Origin of the sequence: Stutzerimonas sp. FeSN7 (assembly GCF_030263795.1) — a bacterium.
GTDB lineage: Bacteria > Pseudomonadota > Gammaproteobacteria > Pseudomonadales > Pseudomonadaceae > Stutzerimonas > Stutzerimonas stutzeri.
This window is the reverse complement of record NZ_JARPMN010000001.1, coordinates 2,705,789-2,721,011: the sequence shown is the minus strand read 5'-3', so window position 1 is coordinate 2,721,011 and position 15,223 is coordinate 2,705,789. Positions and strand designations below refer to the sequence as shown.

Below are 15,223 nucleotides of genomic sequence, written 5' to 3'. Positions count from 1 at the left end.
GCTCCGCACGCGATCAAACGCCGGCTTCCTGCATCCACTTCGGTTTCGGGTAACGGCGATCGGCCTTGCCGGCCTTGAGTACCGCGCCCGGCACGTCGTGGCCGACTAGTTGGGGCAGGTCGGCGGCGTATTGCAGCAGGCGGTCGAGATCGACGCCGGTGTCTAGGCCCATGCGCTGGAACATATGCACGAGATCTTCGGTGCAGATATTGCCGCTGGCGCCAGGGGCGTAAGGGCAGCCGCCGAGTCCGCCGAGAGAGGCATCGAAGCGGTCGATGCCGGCGTTCAGCGCTGCCAGCGCGTTGGCCAGGCCCATGCCGCGCGTGTTGTGGAAGTGTGCGGTGAATACTGCCTGCGGCCAGCTGTTCAGCACTTCGCGGCAGATGCGCTCGACCTGCGCCGGGTCGGCCATGCCGGTGGTGTCGCAGAGGGTGATGCCCTGCACGCCGATTTCCAGCAGGCGTTGCACCAGCTCATAGATGCGCCGCTCGGGCACGTCGCCCTCGAAGGGGCAGCCGAAGGTGGTCGATAGCGAGGCGTTGATGAATACGCCACTGCCGCGAGTGACTTCGATGATTTCGCGGAACTGCACCAGCGACTGTTCGGGCGTCATGCGCAGGTTGGCCAGGCCGTGGGTGTCGCTGGCCGACATCACCAGGTTGATCTCGTCCACCTCGCAGGCCAGCGCGCGCTCGCAGCCCTTCACGTTGGGCACCAGCACGGTGTACTCGACGCCCTCCGCACGGCGGATGCCGCGCATCACGTCCTCAGCGTCGCGCAGGTTGGGGATGGCCTTGGGCGAGGTGAAGGAGGTGACCTCGATCTTCGCCAGCCCGGTTTGCGAGAGGCGGTCGATCAGGGCGATCTTGGCTTCGGTCGGCACGAAGTCCGCTTCGATCTGGAAGCCGTCGCGGGTGGCGACTTCCTGGATATACAGGCGTTTGCTCATGGGGAGTCCTGGGGTTTCGTAGGGTGGATGACGCTCTACCCATCCACCGTTGTGGCTTGCTGGCTGGTGGACAAGCTTCGCCTTGTCCACCCTGCGTGGCGTTCAGATGATCCCGCGTTCGCGCAGGCCCTGGCGTTGTTCATCGGTGAGGCCGAGGCCGGCCAGCACATCGTCGGTGTGCTCGCCCAGTTGCGGGCCGCCTTCGCCGATGCGCCCTGGCGTGCGCGACAGCTTGGGCAGCACGCCCGGTACCTTGAGCGGGCCGGCGAAGGTCTGCACCTGCTCGATCATCTGCCGCGCCAAGTAGTGCGGGTCCTTGACGATATCGGCGGCGGTGTAGGGATAGCCGGCCGGCACGCGGGCGCCCTTGAGTGCTTCGATCACCTCGTCGCGGCTGTGCTGGATGGTCCATTCGCCAATGGCGGCATCGATCAGCTCGGCGTGCTGGGCGCGGCCGTCGTTGTGGGCGAAGCGCGGATCATCGGCAAGGTCCTGGCGGCCCATCAGGGTCATCAGGCGCTTGTAGATGCTGTCGCCATTGCCGGCGATCAGCACGTAAGCGCCGTCGTTGCACAAATAGGAATTGGACGGCGTGATGCCGGGCAGGGCACTGCCAGCCGGCTCGCGTACATAGCCGAAGGCGTCGTATTCGGGCACGAGGCTTTCCATCATGGCGAACACCGACTCGTATAGCGCCACGTCGATCTCCTGGCCCTGGCCGCTGCGGTTGCGCTCCTGCAGGGCGAGCAATACACCGATCACCCCATACAGCGAGGACAGCGAATCGCCAATGCTGACGCCGACCCGCACCGGCGGCTGGCCGGGATAGCCGGACAGGTGACGCAGGCCGCCCATGGCTTCGCCGATCACGCCGAAGCCCGGCAGGTCGCGATAGGGGCCGGTCTGGCCGTATCCGGAGATGCGCAGCATGATCAGCCGAGGGTTCAGCTTCGACAGCTCATCCCAGCCCAGGCCCCATTCTTCCAGCGTGCCGGGGCGGAAGTTCTCCACTAGGATGTCGGCTTCGGCCACCAGCTGGCGGACGATTTCCTGGCCTTCCGCGGCTTTGAGATCGAGCGTCACCGAGCGCTTGTTGCGCGACTGCACATGCCACCAGAGCGAGGTGCCGTCCTTGAGCTTGCGCCACTTGCGCAACGGGTCGCCGACCTTGGGCGGCTCGATCTTGATCACATCGGCGCCGAATTCGCCGAGCAGCTTGCTGGCGAAAGGGCCGGCGATCAGTTGGCCCATCTCGATCACCTTGAGGCCCTGCAGCGGCAGGTTCTTGTCTGTCTGTTCGCTCATCACGACACCTGTGCCGGTTGATTCATGGTGCCGAGCATGACCGACCCATCGGCAGCGGACAATTGGTCGTTGGCCAAGCATGGCTTCGCGCTCCACGAAGCCGGGAGACGTGGGGCCGTGGAATAGCGGCGGGAATAGGTGCATGCTTCGTCACCCGCGAATACGGAAGCTTGCCCATGCGCCGCATCGATTTCGTTACCCTTCGGCTGTTCGTCGCCATCGCCGAGACCCGTAGCCTGACCCGCGCCGCCGAGCGCGAGCATCTGGCGCTGGCAGCGGTGAGCAAGCGCGTCAGCGATCTGGAAGGGCAGCTCGGCGTCAGCCTGCTCTATCGCCAGCCCAAGGGCGTCGAGCTGACGCCGGCCGGCCACGCGCTGCTGCACCACGCGCGCAACCTGCTGGACAACCTGCAGCAGCTGGACGCTGACCTCAGCGAGTTCAGCCAGGGCGTGAAGGGCCATGTGCGCATCCACGCCAACACCTCGGCAGTGATCGAGTTCCTGCCCGAAGACCTGAGCGCCTTCGCTCGCCAGCACCCGGAAGTGAAGATCGACCTGGAGGAGCGCGTCAGCAGTGACACCCTGCGCGCCCTGCGCGAGGGGCTGACCGATATCGGCATCTTCGCCGGGCACCTGCCGGCCGAGGACCTGCAGGTGTTTCCCTACCGCGAGGATCGGCTGGTGCTGGTCACGCCACGCGAGCATCCGCTGGCCGGCCGCGAATGCATTGCACTGCGCGAGGCGGCAGGCTTCGACTTCATTGGCCTGCAGCAGGACGCCTCACTGCATGCCCTGCTGCAGCAGTCGGCACAGCAGATGGGCATGCCGCTGCGCCTGCGCATCCAGGTACGCAGCTTCGAGGCGATCTGCCGGATGATCCACACCGGCATGGGCATCGGCGTGCTGCCCGAGCAGGTGGTGCGCAACTACCTGCCGGCGCTGGACGTGGCGATGGTGCCGCTGACCGATGTCTGGGCGCGGCGTGAACTGAAGCTCGGCGTGCGCAACCTGGAAAGCCTGTCGGTGACTGCCCGGCAGATGCTCGAGCACCTCACGCTTCGCGAAGGCCAGGCCTGAACGAAGCCGTTCGGCGGCGCGATCGCGTCACGGCCTTCGCCAAACGCGAAGTCGCGCTTGGCCAATTAGCAATTCAGCCCGAGGGGGCAGCGGGGTAGAGTCGGGCCAGCGATATGGCTCACACAACTACAAAACGGAGCTCCCCATGGCACGACTCACCCGTGGCATCACCCGTCTGCTCGCCGCTTCGGCACTGTTCACCGTCCTCGGCGCCCAGGCCGATCCGATCCTGATCAAGTTCTCCCATATCACCGCCGACAGCACGCCGAAGGGCCAGGGCGCGCTGATGTTCAAGAAGCTCGTGGAAGAGCGCCTGCCCGGCCAGGTGGAAGTGCAGGTGTTCGCCAACTCCTCGCTGTACGGCGACGGCAAGGAGATAGAGGCACTGCTGATGAACGAGGTGCAGCTGCTGGCGCCGGCACCGTCGAAGCTCGAGCAGTACACCAAGCAGCTGCAGCTGTTCGACCTAATGTTCCTGTTCGACGACATGGCCGCGGCGCAGCGCTTCCAGCAGTCGGACAAGGGGCGCGCCATGCTCAAATCCATGGAGGACAAGGGCATCACCGGCCTGGCCTACTGGCTCAACGGCATGCGCCACTTCACCGCCAACAAGCCGCTGCGCGAGCCGGCCGACGCCCGCGGGCTGAAATTCCGCGTACAGCCTTCGGACCTGCAGGCCGCCCAGTACACCGCCCTGCGGGCGGTGCCGCGCAAGATGGCCTTCGCCGAGATCTACCAGGGCCTGCAGACCGGCGTGGTCAATGCCCAGGACAATCCCTGGTCGAACATCTACAGCCAGAAGTACCACGAGGTGCAGAAGTACATCACCGAGTCCGGCCACGGCATCGGCAACTACCTGCTGATCACCAACACCAGGTTCTGGAACGGCCTGCCGGCAGAGGTGCGCGGCGAGCTGGAAGCGATCATCGACGAGGTCACCGTGGAGGTGAACCGCCAGGCCGAGGCGCTGAACGAGAAGGCCAAGCAGGGCGTGATCGACTCGGGCAAGAGCGAGATCCTGGTGCTGACCGACGAGCAGCGTGCCCGCTGGCGCGAGGCGGTACAACCGGCCTGGAAAAAGTTCGAGGGCGAGATCGGCAAGGAGCTCATCGAGGCGGCCCAGGCAGCCAACTCTGCGCCCTGAGGCAAGCCCGCCAATGGTCTGTTAGACCAATGTGCAGTTTCGGCCACGGCGCTGGCTGCACAGAATGGCGGCGTCTATCTGCGTGATCGGACAAGTGTGTATTCCAACCGGATGGTTGACCGAGCGGCCCCTGAGGCCGCTTTTTTTTGCCTTCAGCTTTTCGCCGGAATTGGCAGTAATGCCAGCGGCGCCAGTTCGTCATGCAGGCGGTTGATGCGCTCCAGCAGATCGTTGACCGCACGGCGGTCACGGTCGTTCTGCAGGTCCGTATCCGCGGCGTCGCGCAGTGCCGCCAATTCATCCACGTAGGCCTCCAGCTGGTCGCTGGAGGCCTGCCCGTGCAAGGCAGTCTTCAGGCACTGCATCAGCGCCATGACGATCGCCGGGTCATTGCTGCCATAGGTACGAATCGGGTCGAGGATAAGCGTCAGCCGTCGTTGCGGGCTCAGCCGTGGATAGAAGAGCCTGGGCTTGCCATTGTCGATGCAGCCCACGTCCAGCGGCGGAACGCCACCCAGGCGACCGAGCAACACACCGTGCAGATTGAGCACGCGTATTGCCGTGCCCGGGTCGTTGATCGACGGGCTGATGGCCTTTACCGCGATTTCGGTCATCTGCCGCATGCCATAGAAAACGTTGGCGCCGGCGAACTCTTCATCGTGGAAATCGAAGCAGTCGAGTAGCTGTCGGGTTCGCCGGGCATCCAGTTCGGCGCTGACCTTGAGCAACGGATGCCCTTCGACCAGAAAGAAGCCGGGTTCCACCTGTAGCACCGCCTGCAGATCGTCCGGCCCCAAGAGCTCCCGCAGGCGTTGCTCATTGACCTCGCGCAGATAGCCGGGCGTGACCGCTTCGATGCAGTACCAGTCGCGGTCATCCGGCGCCGTGGTGATCGACCCCAGGCGCTCGCAACGCTGCGCCAGGTTATGGCAGGCGCTGCGGTAGAGCTGGCCGACGATCCAGTCCACCTGGATGGACTGCGAGATGGAACGGATGAATACGACGAACAGGGCCATACAGCCCAGGCCCATCAGTACGGCGAGCAGCACGCCGAATGCAGGCAGGCTATCGGGTTCGTTCTTGTTGATGAAGGCGATCATCAGCAGGAAGAACAGGATGCAGCCCAGGTAGTTGCCGAGGATCAGCTGGTTGCGCCGATCGCTGATCAGCCCGGGCAGCACGCGCGGGGAGAGTCGCGAGGCGGCCCCGTTGAGCACGACCATGACCATGGAAAAGCTGAACACGGTCAGCGAAATGATGCTGGTGATGAGCGTGCCGAGGATTTCCCGGGCGTTGTCCGCCTCTGCCAGGCCGGGCGGCAGCATGTTTCGCCAGGCGTGAGCCAGGTCGGTCGTTTCGAAGAGCAGGACGAGACCGCCCAGCATGAAGTAGCCGGCCGGAATCACGGTGGGGTAGAAGACGATGCTCTGGGGGATCCGCTGCAGCTGACGAAACAGGGCATTGCTTGGTGCTGACATGGGGGCTCCCGGCGATGGCTGTTACGAATTGAGACAGCAGCCCTCGGCAAATGGCCGCGAAACAGTGTCTATGCTTGGAGAGTGGCCGCTAGTCGCGGCCGCTGCGGTATTCGGCATCGGCTGAAGCAGACGTCTGACAGGCGCGTGGTTGGCGATCCGCACGGGAAGGGTGGATCGATCGGGTGGTGAGGGTTCGCCTGCGAGACAAGGCTGCGACCGGAAAATAACCAGATAACCCGAGGTGACTGCCATGTGTGCTGCGTCCGTGTATCCCGTGTCCCCTGAGGCTGCAAAGCACTCCCTGACCGACGAGGCCGCTTATCGGGCCATGTATCAGCAGTCGGTGATCAACCCTGAAGGATTCTGGCGTGAACAGGCGGCACGGCTGGACTGGATGCGGCCCTTCAGCGAGGTCAAGCGCACCTCCTTCGACGACCACCACGTCGATATCAAGTGGTTTGCCGACGGCACGCTGAACGTGTCGGCCAATTGCCTGGACCGGCACCTGGCCGAGCGCGGCGATCAGGTGGCGATCATCTGGGAGGGGGACGACCCCTCGGAGCACCGCGAGATCACCTACCGCGAGCTCTACCAGGAGGTCTGCAAGTTCGCCAACGCCCTGCGTGGCCAGGATGTGCACCGCGGTGACGTGGTGACCATCTACATGCCGATGATTCCCGAGGCCGCAGTGGCAATGCTGGCCTGCGCGCGCATCGGTGCGATCCACTCGGTGGTGTTCGGCGGCTTCTCGCCGGAGGCATTGGCCGGGCGCATCATCGATGGCAGCTCGAAGGTGGTGATCACTGCCGATCAGGGCATACGTGGCGGCAAGACCATCGCCCTGAAGGAGAACGTCGACGAGGCGCTGACGAACCCGCAGACCCGTTGCGTGCAGAAGATCATCGTGGTGCGCCGCACCGGAGCGAACATCCGCTGGCACCCGCACCGGGACGTCTCCTACGACGACCTGATGCGCGTGGCTGGCGAGGTCTGCGCGCCGAAGGAAATGGGCGCCGAGGAGCCGCTGTTCATTCTCTACACCTCGGGCTCCACCGGGAAACCCAAGGGCGTGCTGCACACCTGCGGCGGCTACCTGCTGTACGCCGCGCTGACCCACGAGCGGGTCTTCGACTACCGCCCCGGCGATATCTACTGGTGCACCGCCGACATCGGCTGGATTACCGGTCATAGCTATCTGATCTACGGCCCACTGGCCAACGGTGCGACGACCCTGATGTACGAAGGCGTGCCGAACTATCCGGACGTCACCCGCATCGCCAGGATCATCGACAAGCACCGGGTCAACATCCTCTACACCGCGCCAACGGCAATCCGCGCGATGATGGCCGAGGGGCCGGCGGCGATGGAGGGTGCCGACGGTTCGAGCCTGCGCCTGCTCGGCACGGTCGGCGAACCGATCAATCCGGAAGCCTGGCACTGGTACTACGAGACGGTCGGTCGGTCGCGCTGCCCGATCGTCGATACCTGGTGGCAGACAGAGACCGGCGGCATCCTCATCAGCCCGTTACCCGGTGCCACGGCGCTCAAGCCCGGCTCGGCGACGCGGCCGCTGTTCGGCGTAGTGCCCGGGCTGGTGGACAATCTCGGCAACCTGCTGGAAGGCCCGGCGGAGGGCAATCTGGTGATTCTCGACTCCTGGCCAGGGCAGATGCGCACCATTTACGGTGACCACGACCGTTTCGTCGATACCTACTTCAAGACCTTCCGCGGCATGTACTTCACCGGCGACGGCGCGCGCCGCGACGAGGACGGTTACTACTGGATCACCGGGCGCGTCGACGATGTGCTCAACGTCTCCGGACACCGCATGGGCACCGCCGAAATCGAGAGCGCCCTGGTGGCGCATGCCAAGGTGGCCGAAGCCGCGGCCGTTGGCGTGCCGCATCCGCTCAAGGGCCAGGCCATCTATGTTTACGTGACTCTGGTTGCTGGTACCGAGCCCAGCGACACGCTGCGCCAGGAGCTGCAGCAGTGGGTCCGGCACGAGATCGGTCCGATCGCGGTGCCGGATACCATCCAATGGGCGCCGGGGCTGCCGAAGACGCGGTCCGGCAAGATCATGCGCCGCCTGCTGCGCAAGATCGCCACGGACGACTACGACACTCTGGGCGATACCTCGACGCTGGCCGACCCTGGCGTCGTCGACCAGTTGATCGCTGCCCACGAGGCGGTGAAGCAGCGCTGAACTCGCGGGCGTCCTGCGAGCGGTCTACGAGGCGGCCGGAATGCCGTTACGGCTCCCCGTGACCGCTGCGTGCGAGCTTGCTCGCGCGCCGGTCGACTCGCGGGGCTCATGTCGCCTGGCAGCTTCGTTCGCGGACAAGTCCGTTTGCCACAGGCCCGCAGGGCGATGTTCAGACGCCGGCGGGCGGGCTTTTCAGATCGTCGTTGCCGGTGACCGTGGTGCCGTTGGTGGCAGCTGCGGCGTTGGCCTGCAGTTGCTCCTTGTTCGAGTCATAACGCTCGAACGGCATATGGTGCGAGCGCCCTTCGGCCATGCCCGCCTGTTCGCTGACTTCATTGAACACGCGCTTGGCCTCGCAGTGGCCGGTCACGCCCCGGGCAACGGCCATCCCGCCGATGCCCAGTTGCAGCAGGCCGCCGAGGCCCCCGCGGCGCAGACCCTTTGCGAGGAAGTACAGGCCGCCGGCCAGGGACATGGCGCGCTCCCAGCCGTGGACGTTCTGTTCGAGGTGCTTGGAAGAGTTGTTCATGGGGGGGCTCCGACGAAGACATTCTCAATGAATGACTCTTGCCGGAGCCGCCTGTTCGCCACCGCAGGTCGGCAGGCATGGTCCGATCAGGCCATGCCGAACACCTTGAGCACGAAGGCGTACTCCAGCGCCACGTCCTTGAGCGCCTGGTAGCGTCCGCTCATGCCACCGTGACCTGCGCCGAACTCGGTCTTGAGCAGCAGCAGGTTGTCGTCGGTGCGGGTGGCACGCAGCTTGGCGACCCACTTGGCGGCCTCCCAGTACTGCACGCGGCTGTCGTTGTAGCCGGCCACGGCAAGCAGTGGCGGATAGGCCTGGGCCCGGACGTTCTCATAGGGCGCATAGGCGCGGATGCGTTCGTGCACCTCGGGCTGGTTCGGGTCGCCCCATTCGTCGTACTCGGTCACGGTCAGCGGCAGGTCGGCATTGAGCATGGTATTGAGCACGTCGACGAAGGGCACCTCGGCGATCGCCGCGCCGAACAGTTCCGGACGCAGGTTGAGTACGGCACCGATCAGCAGGCCGCCGGCACTGCCGCCGCTGATGGCCAGGCGTGGCGATGTGGTGTAACCGTCGGCCAACAGCTGCTCGGCACAGGCGATGAAGTCGCTGAAGGTGTTCGGCTTGTGCTCCAGCTTGCCGGCGCGGTACCAGGCCTCGCCGAGATCGCCGCCGCCACGCACATGGGCGATGGCGAAGATGAAGCCGCGGTCGAGCAGCGACAGCCGCGCGTGGGAGAACCAGGGGTCGAGGCTGTGGCCGTAGGCGCCGTAACCATAGAGGTAGAGCGGTGCGGGCTTGCCGAAGCTGTCACGCCGGCCGACCAGGCTGATGGGAATCTGCGTGCCGTCCTGGGCGGTGGCCCAGATGCGCCGACTTTCATAGGCGTCCGCATCGAAGGGGCCTTCCACCGGGGTTTCCTTGAGCACCTCCTGTGTGCCGTCGGCCAGGGTCAGCTGGCGGATCTGCGCCGGGCGATTCAGCGCCTCGTAGCGCAGGCGGATCACCGTGCTGGTGAATTCCAGCGAGTTCTGCACGTGCAGGCTGTAGGCCGCATCGGGCAATTGCAGGCGATAGGGTTGGACGCCCTGCGGTCGTACCTCGATCACCGGCAGGCCGCTTTCGCGCAGGGTCAGGGTGATCGCCTCGGCGTTCAGGCTGACATCCTCGAGCATCACCGCGTCATCATGCGGGACCAGCTCCTGCCAGTGCTCGCGGCCTGGTTCGGCCTCGCTGGCGTGATAAAGGGCGAAGTTGATGCCCGCCTGGTTGCTGCGGATCAGCCAGCGCCACTGGCCTTCGTACAGGCCATGATCGGGGAAGTACTCGTGATCCTCCTGGCGCGGCGCCAGGCAGGTCCAGCTGCCCTCCGGCTGGTCCGCCGACAACACCCAGGCTTCGCTGGTGGTCTTGCTGTGGGAAAGGATGACCAGCTGGCGGTCGGAGCTGGCGCGGTAGCAATGCACGAAGAAGCGCCCGTCCGGGTCGTGATAAACCTCGCTGCTGTCCGTATCGCCAAGGCGGTGGCGGTAAACCTTGTGCGGGCGGTGGGTGTCGTCCAGCTCGCCGTAGAACAGGGTCTGGCTGTCGTTGGCCCAGGTCATGCTGCCGTCGCAGTTGTCGAAGGGCAGCTCGGTGACCTCGCCGCTGGCCAGGTCCTTGACGTACAGCCGGTAGATCTCGTCGCCCTCGCGGTCGAGGCTGTAGGCGAGCTTGCTGTGGTCCTGGCTGACGCTGAAGGCACCCAGCGAAAGAAAGCCGCCGCCGGCCAGCTCGTTGGGGTCGAGCAGCAGCTGTTCGGCGCTTTCATCGACGGTCAGCGAACCATCCAGCGGGCGCGGGCAGCGGTAGTGCCGCGGATACTCGTCGCCTGCGGTGGTGCGCTGGTAGTACAGCCACGGCCCCCACGGGGAGGGCAGTGACAGATCGGTTTCGCGGATGCGGCTCTTGATCTCCTGAAACAGGGCTTCACGCAGTTCGGCCTGATCGGCGAGCTGCTCCTCGAGATAGGCATTCTCCGCCTTGAGATAGGCCAGCACGTCCTCGGCGTCGCGATTCTCCAGCCAGCGGTAAGGGTCGGTGCCGGTGTCGGCGCGGGCGATGGGGGCTTGGGACATGCAGTACTCCGGATTCGGTGGTGCGTTGGCCGCACATGGCGTGCAACGAAATGCGGCAGTGTACCTGCTCGACTGCGTCTAGGATTGACCCGGTTGGTACGGCCCGGTTTCAGCCGGGCCGACCGCCGAGCAACGCGGCCATGGATAGGGTGAATGCAGGCGGATCGGCGCTGTCGATGATGACCGGGTAGTCGCGAAATGTCCGCTTGCAGGTTACTTTCGGTTAGGCAAAGCAGCCGATTGACAATGCTGCGCTTTTCCCCGAAGGTGTGCCGACCCAAATCAAACGGGCGTATGAATCGAGCGTTTGCCAGAGCAGATGCCGGTCACCCGGATTATCGTGTCGGTGGGTGTCGTTCGCCGTGAGGCGCGGTCGAGTCAGGGCCGAAGACGTGAGACACGTAACGTTCAGCTTCCATACCTGGAGATCAGTTGATGATTTACGAAGGTAAAGCCATCACGGTTAAGGCTCTTGAGAGCGGCATCGTCGAATTGAATTTCGACCTCAAGGGTGAGTCCGTCAATAAATTCAATCGCCTCACTCTCAACGATCTGCGCCAGGCTGTCGATGCCATCAAGGCCGACGCTTCGGTCAAGGGCGTGATCGTCACCAGCGGCAAGGATGTGTTCATCGTCGGTGCCGACATCACCGAGTTCGTCGACAACTTCAAGTTGCCCGATGAAGAGCTGGTTGCCGGCAACCTCGAAGCGAACAAGATCTTCAGCGATTTCGAAGACCTGGGCGTACCCTCCGTGGTCGCCATCAACGGCATCGCCCTGGGTGGCGGTTTCGAGATGTGCATGGCTGCCGACTATCGCGTCATGTCCACCACCGCCAAGGTCGGCCTGCCGGAAGTCAAGCTGGGCATCTACCCGGGCTTCGGCGGTACTGTGCGTCTGCCGCGCCTGATCGGTGTGGACAACGCCGTCGAGTGGATCGCCTCCGGCAAGGAAAATCGTGCCGAAGACGCGCTCAAGGTGCACGCGGTCGATGCCGTCGTCGCTCCGGAGAAACTGCAGGAAGCTGCCCTGGACCTGGTCAAGCGCGCCATCTCCGGCGAGCTGGACTACAAGGCCAAGCGCCAGCCGAAGCTGGACAAGCTCAAGCTCAACGCCATCGAGCAGATGATGGCCTTCGAAACCAGCAAGGCCTTCGTGGCTGGCCAGGCCGGCCCGAACTATCCGGCTCCGGTCGAAGCTATCAAGACCATCCAGAAAGCCGCCAACTTCGGACGTGACAAGGCCATCGAAGTCGAGGCCGCCGGCTTCGTCAAACTGGCCAAGACCTCGGTTGCACAGAGCCTGGTCGGCCTGTTCCTCAGCGATCAGGAATTGAAGAAGAAGGCCAAGGCCTACGACAAGCAGGCCCGCGACGTGAAACTGGCTGCCGTACTCGGCGCCGGCATCATGGGTGGCGGCATCGCCTACCAGTCGGCCGTCAAGGGCACGCCGATCCTGATGAAGGATATCCGCGAAGAGGGTATCCAGATGGGCCTGGACGAAGCCTCCAAGCTGCTCGGCAAGCGTGTCGAGAAGGGCCGTCTGACGCCGGAGAAGATGGCGCAGGCGCTCAACGCGATTCGTCCGACCATGTCCTACGGCGACTTCGGCAACGTCGACATCGTCGTGGAAGCCGTGGTCGAGAACCCGAAGGTCAAGCACGCCGTGCTGGCCGAGGTGGAAGGGCATGTACGCGAGGACGCGATCATCGCCTCCAACACCTCCACCATCTCCATCAGCTACCTGGCCCAGGCGCTCAAGCGTCCGGAAAACTTCTGCGGCATGCACTTCTTCAACCCGGTGCACATGATGCCGCTGGTGGAAGTGATCCGCGGCGAGAAGACCAGCGAAACCGCCATCGCCACCACCGTCGCCTACGCCAAGAAAATGGGCAAGAGCCCGGTCGTGGTCAACGACTGCCCGGGCTTCCTGGTCAACCGCGTGCTGTTCCCGTACTTCGGCGGCTTCGCCCGCGCCATCGCCCACGGTGTCGACTTCGTTCGTGCCGACAAGGTGATGGAGAAGTTCGGCTGGCCCATGGGCCCGGCCTACCTGATGGACGTCGTCGGCATGGACACCGGCCACCACGGCCGTGACGTGATGGCCGAAGGCTTCCCGGATCGCATGAAGGACGATACCCGCACCGCCGTCGACGTCATGTACGACGCCAACCGCCTCGGTCAGAAGAACGGCAAGGGCTTCTATGCCTACGAGATGGACAAGAAGGGCAAGCCGAAGAAGGTCGTCGATGCCGAGGCCTACGAGCTGCTCAAGCCGATCGTCGCCGAGACGCGCGAGCTGTCCGACGAGGACATCATCAACTACATGATGATCCCGCTGTGCCTGGAAACCGTGCGCTGCCTGGAAGACGGCATCGTCGAGACCGCTGCCGAAGCCGACATGGGCCTGATCTATGGCATTGGCTTCCCACCCTTCCGTGGTGGCGCGCTGCGCTACATCGATTCGATCGGCGTCGCCGAGTTCGTCGCGATGGCCGACAAGTACGCCGACCTGGGCCCGCTGTACCACCCGACCGCGAAGCTGCGCGAGATGGCTGCCAACGGCCAGCGCTTCTACGGTTAATCGAGGGAGAGAGAATTCATGAGCCTGAATCCAAGAGATGCAGTCATCGTCGACTTCGGTCGCACCCCGATGGGGCGCTCCAAGGGCGGCATGCACCGTAACACCCGCGCCGAGACTATGTCCGCACAGCTGATCGACGGCCTGCTGGCGCGCAATCCGAAGATCGACCCGGCCGAGGTCGAGGACGTAATCTGGGGCTGCGTGAACCAGACCCTCGAGCAGGGCTGGAACATCGCCCGCATGGCGTCGCTGCTGACCCGCATTCCGCACACCAGCGCCGGCCAGACCGTGAGCCGTCTGTGTGGTTCGTCCATGAGCGCGCTGCACACCGCCGTGCAGGCTATCCAGACCAACAATGGCGACGTGTTCGTCATCGGTGGCGTGGAGCACATGGGCCACGTCAGCATGATGCATGGCGTCGACCCGAACCCGCAGCTGTCGCTGCACGCGGCCAAGGCGTCGGGCATGATGGGTCTGACCGCCGAGATGCTCGGCAAGATGCACGGCATCACCCGTGAAGCCCAGGACCAGTTCGGCTACCGCTCGCACCAGCTGGCATGGAAAGCGACTCAGGAAGGCAAGTTCAAGGACGAGATCATCCCGATGGAAGGCTACGACGAGAACGGCTTCCTCAAGGTCTTCGACTACGATGAGACCATTCGCCCGGAAACCACCCTCGAGGGTCTGGCCGAGCTCAAGCCGGCGTTCAACCCGAAGGGCGGCACCGTGACTGCTGGTACCTCCTCGCAGATCACCGACGGTGCGTCCTGCATGATCGTCATGTCGGCCCAGCGCGCCAAGGACCTCGGACTGCAGCCGATGGCCGTGGTTCGTGCCATGGCGCTGGCGGGCGTGGACCCGGCGATCATGGGTTACGGCCCGGTTCCGTCGACCCAGAAGGCCCTCAAGCGTGCCGGTCTGACCATGGACGACATCAGCCACGTCGAGCTGAACGAAGCCTTCGCCGCACAGGCCCTGCCGGTGCTCAAGGACCTCAAGCTGCTCGACAAGATGGAAGAGAAGGTCAACCTGCACGGCGGTGCCATCGCCCTGGGTCACCCGTTCGGCTGCTCCGGTGCGCGCATCTCCGGCACCCTGCTGAACGTGATGAAGCAGAACAACGGTACGCTGGGTGTCGCTACCATGTGTATCGGTCTGGGCCAGGGGATCAGCACGGTCTTCGAGCGCCTCTGACAGACAGATGCAGATGACTGCGCTAGGCTGACAACCATTTCTGCAGTTTTGCGGAAAGAATGTTGTCAGCCGGTGCATGGAAGCCGGGGCCTGGTGCCCCGGTTTTTCTTTTTTGTCGTTGCGTGGAGGTAGGCATGCAGTTGGAGCCGGGGCGTTATCGCCATTACAAGGGGCCGGAATATCGCGTATTCGCCGTGGCCCGGCACTCCGAGACGGAGGAGCTGGTGGTGTTCTACCAGGCGCTGTATGGCGAGCGCGGACTCTGGGTGCGGCCACTGTCGATGTTTACCGAGACGGTCGAGGTCAACGGTGAAACGGTGCCGAGGTTCGCGCTGATCGAAGCCGAGCCCAGCGTCTTTCGGGATTGAGCTGGCACAGGGCTACCAGTGCCGCGCTTGACCTCAGCTCCATCGCCACTATATATAGCGGTGCTTTTTAGACAGAGCGCTAACCCAGGCGTCCGGTTCATGGCCTCGAATCGTCGCTCTGGTCCGCGCCAGGCCGAGCCGAGCAGGAATATCCTGCAGAGCCGCCCCGTTCGCAAAACGCGCACGAACGTTCGCTGATGCCTTGCCGATTACCGACGGCACGGGTATTCAAACTGCCGGAGGCGCCGCCTCTGTTCACCTCTAGATTCAGGAA

11 protein-coding genes are annotated in these 15,223 nt (G+C 64.3%); 6 read left to right on the top strand and 5 right to left on the bottom strand.

Annotated features, from left to right (window positions below):
* Positions 1-13: 13 nt before the first annotated feature.
* Complete coding sequence (locus P5703_RS12715; RefSeq protein ID WP_279641758.1) at positions 14-949, bottom strand: hydroxymethylglutaryl-CoA lyase; 936 nt, start codon at positions 947-949, stop codon at positions 14-16.
* 102 nt (positions 950-1,051) lie between these two features.
* On the bottom strand, positions 1,052-2,254 hold the full coding sequence (locus tag P5703_RS12710) for a CaiB/BaiF CoA transferase family protein (RefSeq protein WP_104098189.1): 1,203 nt from the start codon (positions 2,252-2,254) through the stop codon (positions 1,052-1,054).
* 176 nt (positions 2,255-2,430) lie between these two features.
* Here P5703_RS12710 and P5703_RS12705 point away from each other — a divergent pair, with 176 nt between their 5' ends.
* Positions 2,431-3,330, top strand: coding sequence for a LysR family transcriptional regulator (locus tag P5703_RS12705; RefSeq protein WP_279641759.1), 900 nt, complete (start codon positions 2,431-2,433; stop codon positions 3,328-3,330).
* A 145-nt stretch (positions 3,331-3,475) separates the two neighbouring features.
* A complete protein-coding gene (locus P5703_RS12700; protein WP_285587244.1) occupies positions 3,476-4,474 on the top strand; it encodes a TRAP transporter substrate-binding protein in 999 nt (332 codons plus the stop codon).
* A gap of 152 nt (positions 4,475-4,626) precedes the next feature.
* Here the strand turns inward: P5703_RS12700 and P5703_RS12695 are convergent, their stop codons facing one another.
* Entirely contained in the window at positions 4,627-5,952 is a 1,326-nt protein-coding gene (locus P5703_RS12695) for a DUF2254 domain-containing protein (RefSeq protein WP_279641761.1), read from the bottom strand.
* Between the two features lie 250 nt (positions 5,953-6,202).
* On the opposite strand from P5703_RS12695, the gene acs reads away from it, so the two are divergent.
* Positions 6,203-8,158, top strand: a complete 1,956-nt coding sequence (acs, locus tag P5703_RS12690; protein WP_279641762.1) for an acetate--CoA ligase — start codon at positions 6,203-6,205, stop codon at positions 8,156-8,158.
* Between the two features lie 169 nt (positions 8,159-8,327).
* Here the strand turns inward: acs and P5703_RS12685 are convergent, their stop codons facing one another.
* Positions 8,328-8,687, bottom strand: a complete 360-nt coding sequence (locus P5703_RS12685; RefSeq protein ID WP_013982476.1) for a YgaP-like transmembrane domain — start codon at positions 8,685-8,687, stop codon at positions 8,328-8,330.
* An 86-nt stretch (positions 8,688-8,773) separates the two neighbouring features.
* Positions 8,774-10,804, bottom strand: a complete 2,031-nt coding sequence (locus tag P5703_RS12680) for a S9 family peptidase (protein WP_049341149.1) — start codon at positions 10,802-10,804, stop codon at positions 8,774-8,776.
* Between the two features lie 435 nt (positions 10,805-11,239).
* Here P5703_RS12680 and fadB point away from each other — a divergent pair, with 435 nt between their 5' ends.
* The 3 genes from fadB (at position 11,240) to P5703_RS12665 (ending at position 14,949) form a co-directional block, all read left to right on the top strand.
* On the top strand, positions 11,240-13,387 hold the full coding sequence (fadB, locus tag P5703_RS12675) for a fatty acid oxidation complex subunit alpha FadB (protein WP_279641763.1): 2,148 nt from the start codon (positions 11,240-11,242) through the stop codon (positions 13,385-13,387).
* Between the two features lie 18 nt (positions 13,388-13,405).
* Positions 13,406-14,581: an acetyl-CoA C-acyltransferase FadA gene (fadA, locus tag P5703_RS12670; RefSeq protein ID WP_186415806.1), complete on the top strand. Its 1,176-nt coding sequence runs from the start codon at positions 13,406-13,408 to the stop codon at positions 14,579-14,581.
* A 134-nt stretch (positions 14,582-14,715) separates the two neighbouring features.
* Complete coding sequence (locus tag P5703_RS12665; RefSeq protein WP_013982479.1) at positions 14,716-14,949, top strand: DUF1653 domain-containing protein; 234 nt, start codon at positions 14,716-14,718, stop codon at positions 14,947-14,949.
* Positions 14,950-15,223 lie beyond the last annotated feature (274 nt).

What these genes read in the sequence shown, in the direction of transcription:
- P5703_RS12685 (WP_013982476.1), bottom strand. Translation starts at nt 8,687, where the DNA reads ATGAACAACTCTTCCAAGCACCTCGAACAGAACGTCCACGGCTGGGAG.
- fadA (WP_186415806.1), top strand. Translation starts at nt 13,406, where the DNA reads ATGAGCCTGAATCCAAGAGATGCAGTCATCGTCGACTTCGGTCGCACC.
- acs (WP_279641762.1), top strand. Translation starts at nt 6,203, where the DNA reads ATGTGTGCTGCGTCCGTGTATCCCGTGTCCCCTGAGGCTGCAAAGCAC.
- P5703_RS12705 (WP_279641759.1), top strand. Translation starts at nt 2,431, where the DNA reads ATGCGCCGCATCGATTTCGTTACCCTTCGGCTGTTCGTCGCCATCGCC.
- P5703_RS12680 (WP_049341149.1), bottom strand. Translation starts at nt 10,804, where the DNA reads ATGTCCCAAGCCCCCATCGCCCGCGCCGACACCGGCACCGACCCTTAC.
- P5703_RS12700 (WP_285587244.1), top strand. Translation starts at nt 3,476, where the DNA reads ATGGCACGACTCACCCGTGGCATCACCCGTCTGCTCGCCGCTTCGGCA.
- P5703_RS12715 (WP_279641758.1), bottom strand. Translation starts at nt 949, where the DNA reads ATGAGCAAACGCCTGTATATCCAGGAAGTCGCCACCCGCGACGGCTTC.
- P5703_RS12695 (WP_279641761.1), bottom strand. Translation starts at nt 5,952, where the DNA reads ATGTCAGCACCAAGCAATGCCCTGTTTCGTCAGCTGCAGCGGATCCCC.
- P5703_RS12710 (WP_104098189.1), bottom strand. Translation starts at nt 2,254, where the DNA reads ATGAGCGAACAGACAGACAAGAACCTGCCGCTGCAGGGCCTCAAGGTG.
- P5703_RS12665 (WP_013982479.1), top strand. Translation starts at nt 14,716, where the DNA reads ATGCAGTTGGAGCCGGGGCGTTATCGCCATTACAAGGGGCCGGAATAT.
- fadB (WP_279641763.1), top strand. Translation starts at nt 11,240, where the DNA reads ATGATTTACGAAGGTAAAGCCATCACGGTTAAGGCTCTTGAGAGCGGC.